We start from the raw sequence: 5,250 nt of genomic DNA on the forward strand, positions 1-5,250 counted from the left end.
GAAGGTCCTGCGCCGTCCGCTCGACATCGTCCTCGTGCGGAAGATTCGCGCGCCATTCCAGCCGGAACTGGCCCTGGGGGCTGTGGTCGACGGCGATCGCCCGGAGATTGTTCTCAACGACTTTGCCAAGGGCCTGGAGCCGAGCGAGGAGGCGATCAATGCCGCCGCCGCGCTGGAACTGAAGGAGATCGAACGACGCCGGGCGATCTATCTGTGTGGCCGGCATCCCGAAGCGGCCCAAGGTCGTACGGCGATTCTGGTTGATGATGGGTTGGCGACCGGCGCCACGGCCCGCGCCGCCATCCGTGCCTTGCGCCGTCAACATCCCAAAAGGCTGGTGCTGGCTCTGCCCGTGGCACCGACCGACAGCCTGGCCGGAGATCGCGCCTGAAGTCGACGAAGTGATCTGCCTGGAGACGGATGACCATTTTGGGGCCGTGGGCGCCTATTACCGAGACTTCACCCAGGTGACCGACCAGGAGGTTGTCGCCATTCTGGGCGAGGCGCATGCCGTCTGCCGGCAGACTACCGGGCGATGATCTAGCTGGTTGCGCTCATGAGGATCTGAACCAGTTCGGCGCCGGCCAGTTCAATCGGGCCGCTGTTGTCGATCCTGCGCAGAGCCGGATGTTCTATCTCTTCACAGCGTCGGCGCGGCGGAGGCGGGCCTCGATCTCGGCCTGTGTCTCTCGCCCCCTGGCTTCCAGCCTCTGCCGCAAAGTGGCCGGCGGGACATCGATCAGGATGGGGAGCATGTCCGAGTGGCGCGCGGCGGCCCCCGAAACAGGCCCGCGAACCATTCATGATCACCGACATGCCGTGCAACAGCCAGATGCCGACTTCCAGCCCAACTGCATAGCGGATGCCATGAGCGTTCAATCCAGCAGGAACAGCGTTGTCGCGGCGAAGGTCGATCGCCCTCGCTCAGCGAGACATAGTTTTCATGGCCCATATCCGGTGGCCGGGTGACATAGCGATGGGCAACGAGCAGCTTGCAGCGCCCATCCAGTCGGGCGCGGGCATAGCGCAGCACGCTGTCCTTGCCCGACCCCCCGAGGCCCCATGAGGTAGATCAGTCGACCGGTGGACATGGCACTCCTCGCCCCATCTCGAAATGTCGCAAGCGACTGACGGTTTTCCGATATCATCGCGGCATTCGAACCTGAAGGCTTGATCCAGGTCAAATGCCGCCGGACTAAAGCCACGCAAGGTTGCTGTCGACAGGACAGGACCACCGAACATGCTGAAGCTGCGTCGCATCGCCATCGATACCTATCGCGAGAATGTCGCCTACCTGTCCCCGCGATTGCCCGGCTCTATCGCGCGGAAAAGTTCCAGGGCCTGGCCAAGATCGAGGTCTCCAGGAATGGCCGTTCGATCCTGGCCGTGCTCAACATCGTCGATGATCCGGCCCTGCTCGGGCGCGACGAACTTGGTCTGTCGGAGCAGAGCTTCCGGCAATTGAACATCGCCGAGGGCGAAATCGTATCGGTGGCCAGGCGCGGCCGCCGGCCAGTCGCGAGGCCGTGCGGGCGAAGGTGCTGGGGCAGAGCCTCACTGATCCCGAGTTCGAGATGATCATCCGCGACATTGCCTCGAACCGGTACTCAAATGGAAATTGCCGCGTTCCTCATTGCCTCGGCGAGTTTTCTGACCACGGACGAGGTGCTCGGCCCGACCAAGGCGATGGCGGCGGTCGGCAACAGGCTGACCTGGCCGCAGCGCCCGATCGTCGACAAGCATTGCATCGGCGGCATTCCCGGCAACCGCACCTCGATGATCGTGGTGCCGATCGTCGCCGCGCATGGGATGATGATTCCCAAGACCTCGTCGCGCGCCATCACGTCCCCGGCCGGCACCGCGGACTCGATGGAGGTGCTGGTCCGGGTGGAGATCGGCATCGACGAGATGCGCGAGATTGTGGACGCGTGAAGGGATGTATCGTCTGGGGTGGTCATGTCAATCTGGCGCCGGCGGACGACATTCTCATATCCGTTGAACGTTCGCTCGGCATCGACACGCGCGAACAACTGGTCGCGTCGATCTTGTCGAAGAAGCTTGCTGCCGCTCGCCATCTCATCATCGACATCCTGATGGGGGCCGACCGCCAGGTACGCTCCCCATGTCGACGCCATCCGCATGCAAATTGTTCGAGTTCGTCGGTGATCAGCGGGCCTGACGGTGAATGTCGAGATCACGGATGGATCCCAGCCGGTCGGCTTCCGGCGTCGGCCCCGTTGGAGGCGCGGGACGTAATGCGCGTGCTCGAGCGGCAGGCCGACGCGCCGCAGGTCTGCGCCAGCGCGCTGCTGCTCGCGGGCATATCCTTGAGTTCGATCCTGCCTTGCGCGGTGGACGCGGTCGCGACCGCGCCCGCGAACTTCTGGGTCGGGGCTGCATCCAGGGACGGCGGAGATCGCGGCGCGAGGGTGCCAGTCCTTCACTCACGGAGCTGGCCCGCTGACCCATGACGTCCTGGCGCCGGCGGACGGAATTGTGGGTGGCATCGATTGCTATCGTATCGCACGGCTCGCCCGCGTTGCCGGTGCCCCGTCCGACAAGGGCGCCGGCATCGATCTGTTCAAGAGGTCGGCGACCCAGTTGAACAGGGTGAACCTCCTATCGGCTCATGCGGCCCACCCCACCGATTTCCGCTTTGCGACACAGATGGCGGCGGATGGAACTGGCTATGAGCTCAACGGGCGCATAGGATAGGTGGCAGTAAACAATGTTGGGCCTCCTGCGCGGTCGTGCCGTCGTATCCAGCCCCTGCCGCGAGGAAACGACCAATGCCCAACCGCATGCAGGAACTGGCCGACGAGATCATCAAGCTGCACGCTGAGCTCGACCGCGAGATCGAGACGCGTCGCAAGGCCTTGGGATGGCATGTAAATCGCAAGTTCATCGAATTCGAACGTGGCATCGTGATGGAGCATCGCCGGTTGCGCAAGACCGTCGGCAAGTTCATCGCGCAGGCGCCGATCGGATTCCGCTGAGTGTCCCAGTGATCTACTCTGCCGGATTCTGCCGCTGTTGCTGGTGGATGTCTGGGCCAGCCTCTACCAATCCATCTGTTTCCGGATCTACCACATCCCGCGCGTCAAGCGGCGGACTATATCACCTTTGATCGACGGCATCTTGCCTACCTCAACTGGATCGAGGCCCTGAACTGCGTCTATTGCGGCTATGCCAATGGCGTCATTGCCTATATCCGCGAGATCGGCAGTCGCACCGAACAGTTCTGGTGCCCGATCAAACATGCCGCAGGTGCCGGATCCCCACCAGCGGTATCACGAATCCTTGAATATGGCGATGCCGGCGGTTACCGCGCCCGGGCGAGAGTTCCGCGAGGCTTCGTACCGAGGGAAGTCCGGGACCTAGCTGGACGGAACGAGCACCGCGGCGCCCTGATAGGCGCGCCGTGGCGGCAGATCGTCGAGCGCCTGATTGGCGTTCCCCAGGGGATGAGCCTGGTCTGCGTCCTGATTGGAATCTGCGGAGCCAAAGCGAAGTCGAGTCCATCCTGGCGTGTCAGGTTGGCGACCGAAACAATTTCAGCCTTCGCCAGAGCAGCTCATAGGGAAGCTCGGGATATCGCTCATGTGAATGCCGGCACACACCACCCGGCCACCGGGCCGCACCGCCCGCAAGGCGGCGGCCGGCACCAGGCGCCGACGGGCGCAAAGATGATGGCGGCATCGAGCGGCTCCGGCGGCGCTGCGTCGGAAGGGCCGGACCAGACCGCACCGAGGTCGTGGGCGAAGGTCCTGGCGGCATCGTCTCCCGGCCGCACGAAGGCATAGATGGCACGACCTTCATGCCTGGCCACCTGGATCACGATATGCGCGGCAGCGCCAAAGCCATAGAGGCCCAGGCGTTGCGCGCCGCCCGCCTTGCGGAGGGCTCGATAGCCGATCAGGCCCGCGCAGAGGAGTGGCGCCGCCTCGGCATCGCTGTAGGCGCGCGGTATCGGCAGGCAATAGCGCGCATCGGCAATCACCAGATTCGGCACAGCCGCCATCGCGGCGCTGATAACCTGTGAATGCCGCCGCCTCACACAGATTTTCGCGCCTGCGCGGCATTGCGGGCAGGTACCGCAGGTAGGCCACAGCCATGGCACCCGACGCGATCGCCGAGCTGGAGATCGCGCACGTCGGGACCCGTTGCCACCACCGTACCGATCACCCGCTGACCTGGTATCCTCGGCAGCGGAATGTCCGGCAATTCGCCATCGACGACGTGAAGGTCCGTGCGGCACACACCGCAGGCGTGGATCTTGATGAGAACTCACCGCGATCAGGCGCCTGCCAGATCCGTTCCTGTCGGACCAGTGCTGCGCCGCAGGTGGTGAGGACCATGGCAGTCCCCTTGGCACCGGCCATTCCGGTGGAGTCTGTCGCTCTCACGAAACCGGTTCTCCCGCTGCCTGTCGCGCCGAGATATCCCTGCACGGTCTCAATGATGGTATTCAAATCGCCGTTGGCATCGACGCGATGCCAATTGACGGCACCCAGATCGTAGGTCAATTGACGCTGCAGCACAGTGGCATTGGCGTCCGATGCATCAGCCGCACGGGTACCGATCCGTGTCTGCATGGTTGCCGGGGCGACATCGAGCCAGACGCCGCTGAAAGTCACGCCACAGCTGCGGGCGAGCCGCTCGAAGGCATCGCGCTCTTCGGGCATGGCGGAGACCGCGTCGATGATGACGGTTTGCCCTGACTGCAGGGCTCTGGTCGCCCGCACCTCGATCTCGGCATAGACCCGCTTGCTGACCTCGGCCATATAGCTTTCAGCCGGCAGGGCCTGTTCCGGGGGAACTTGAAAGAGTTGCTTGCGAATGACATCGCTGCGCAGAACGCGCGCGCCGGCAGCAGGTCCGATCGCACCAGCGACGGCAGCCGCTACGGTGGATTTGCCGCTGCCACTCGGCCGCCAATGGCGACCAGTCCTGGCGGGACAGGGGCGCAGGAGGTCGATGGCGAACTCAAGATACCGCTTCGCCTCGGTCAGGTGTTCCTGCTGGTGTTGCTCATCCGCCTGTGCGGCGGCGCCTGCAACATGGGCCCCGGACCAGCGGCGCGCAAGGACATGAAGAGTGGCAGCAGTGGTAAACCATTTCGTCGTCGCCGGCGAGATCGGGTACCGGTTGAAGACCTGGCCGCAGGGGCGCCTCAAGCCCGCGATACCGCAGATCCATCAGCAGAAAAGCGAGGTCGTAGAGCGGCCATCAATGCAGGAGATGAGCTTG

General features: G+C 64.0%; 2 protein-coding genes and 3 pseudogenes. 3 read left to right on the top strand and 2 right to left on the bottom strand.

Going from position 1 to position 5,250, the window contains the following annotated elements:
- The 3 genes and pseudogenes from IPK59_23085 to IPK59_23095 form a co-directional block, all read left to right on the top strand.
- A partial coding sequence (locus IPK59_23085; protein MBK8161506.1) for a phosphoribosyltransferase occupies positions 1 to 391 on the top strand: 391 nt, incomplete at its 5' end.
- An 849-nt stretch (positions 392 to 1,240) separates the two neighbouring features.
- Positions 1,241 to 2,715 (top strand): annotated as a pseudogene (locus tag IPK59_23090) (thymidine phosphorylase).
- Between the two features lie 74 nt (positions 2,716 to 2,789).
- Positions 2,790 to 2,996, top strand: a complete 207-nt coding sequence (locus IPK59_23095) for a hypothetical protein (GenBank protein MBK8161507.1) — start codon at positions 2,790 to 2,792, stop codon at positions 2,994 to 2,996.
- A gap of 381 nt (positions 2,997 to 3,377) precedes the next feature.
- Here IPK59_23095 and IPK59_23100 read toward each other — a convergent pair.
- Both IPK59_23100 and IPK59_23105 read right to left on the bottom strand, forming a co-directional pair.
- Positions 3,378 to 4,358: pseudogene (locus tag IPK59_23100) on the bottom strand (alcohol dehydrogenase catalytic domain-containing protein).
- A gap of 165 nt (positions 4,359 to 4,523) precedes the next feature.
- Positions 4,524 to 5,195: pseudogene (locus IPK59_23105) on the bottom strand (AAA family ATPase).
- Positions 5,196 to 5,250: the final 55 nt, after the last annotated feature.

It is taken from the genome of Rhodospirillaceae bacterium (assembly GCA_016712715.1).
Classification (GTDB): domain Bacteria; phylum Pseudomonadota; class Alphaproteobacteria; order Dongiales; family Dongiaceae; genus Dongia.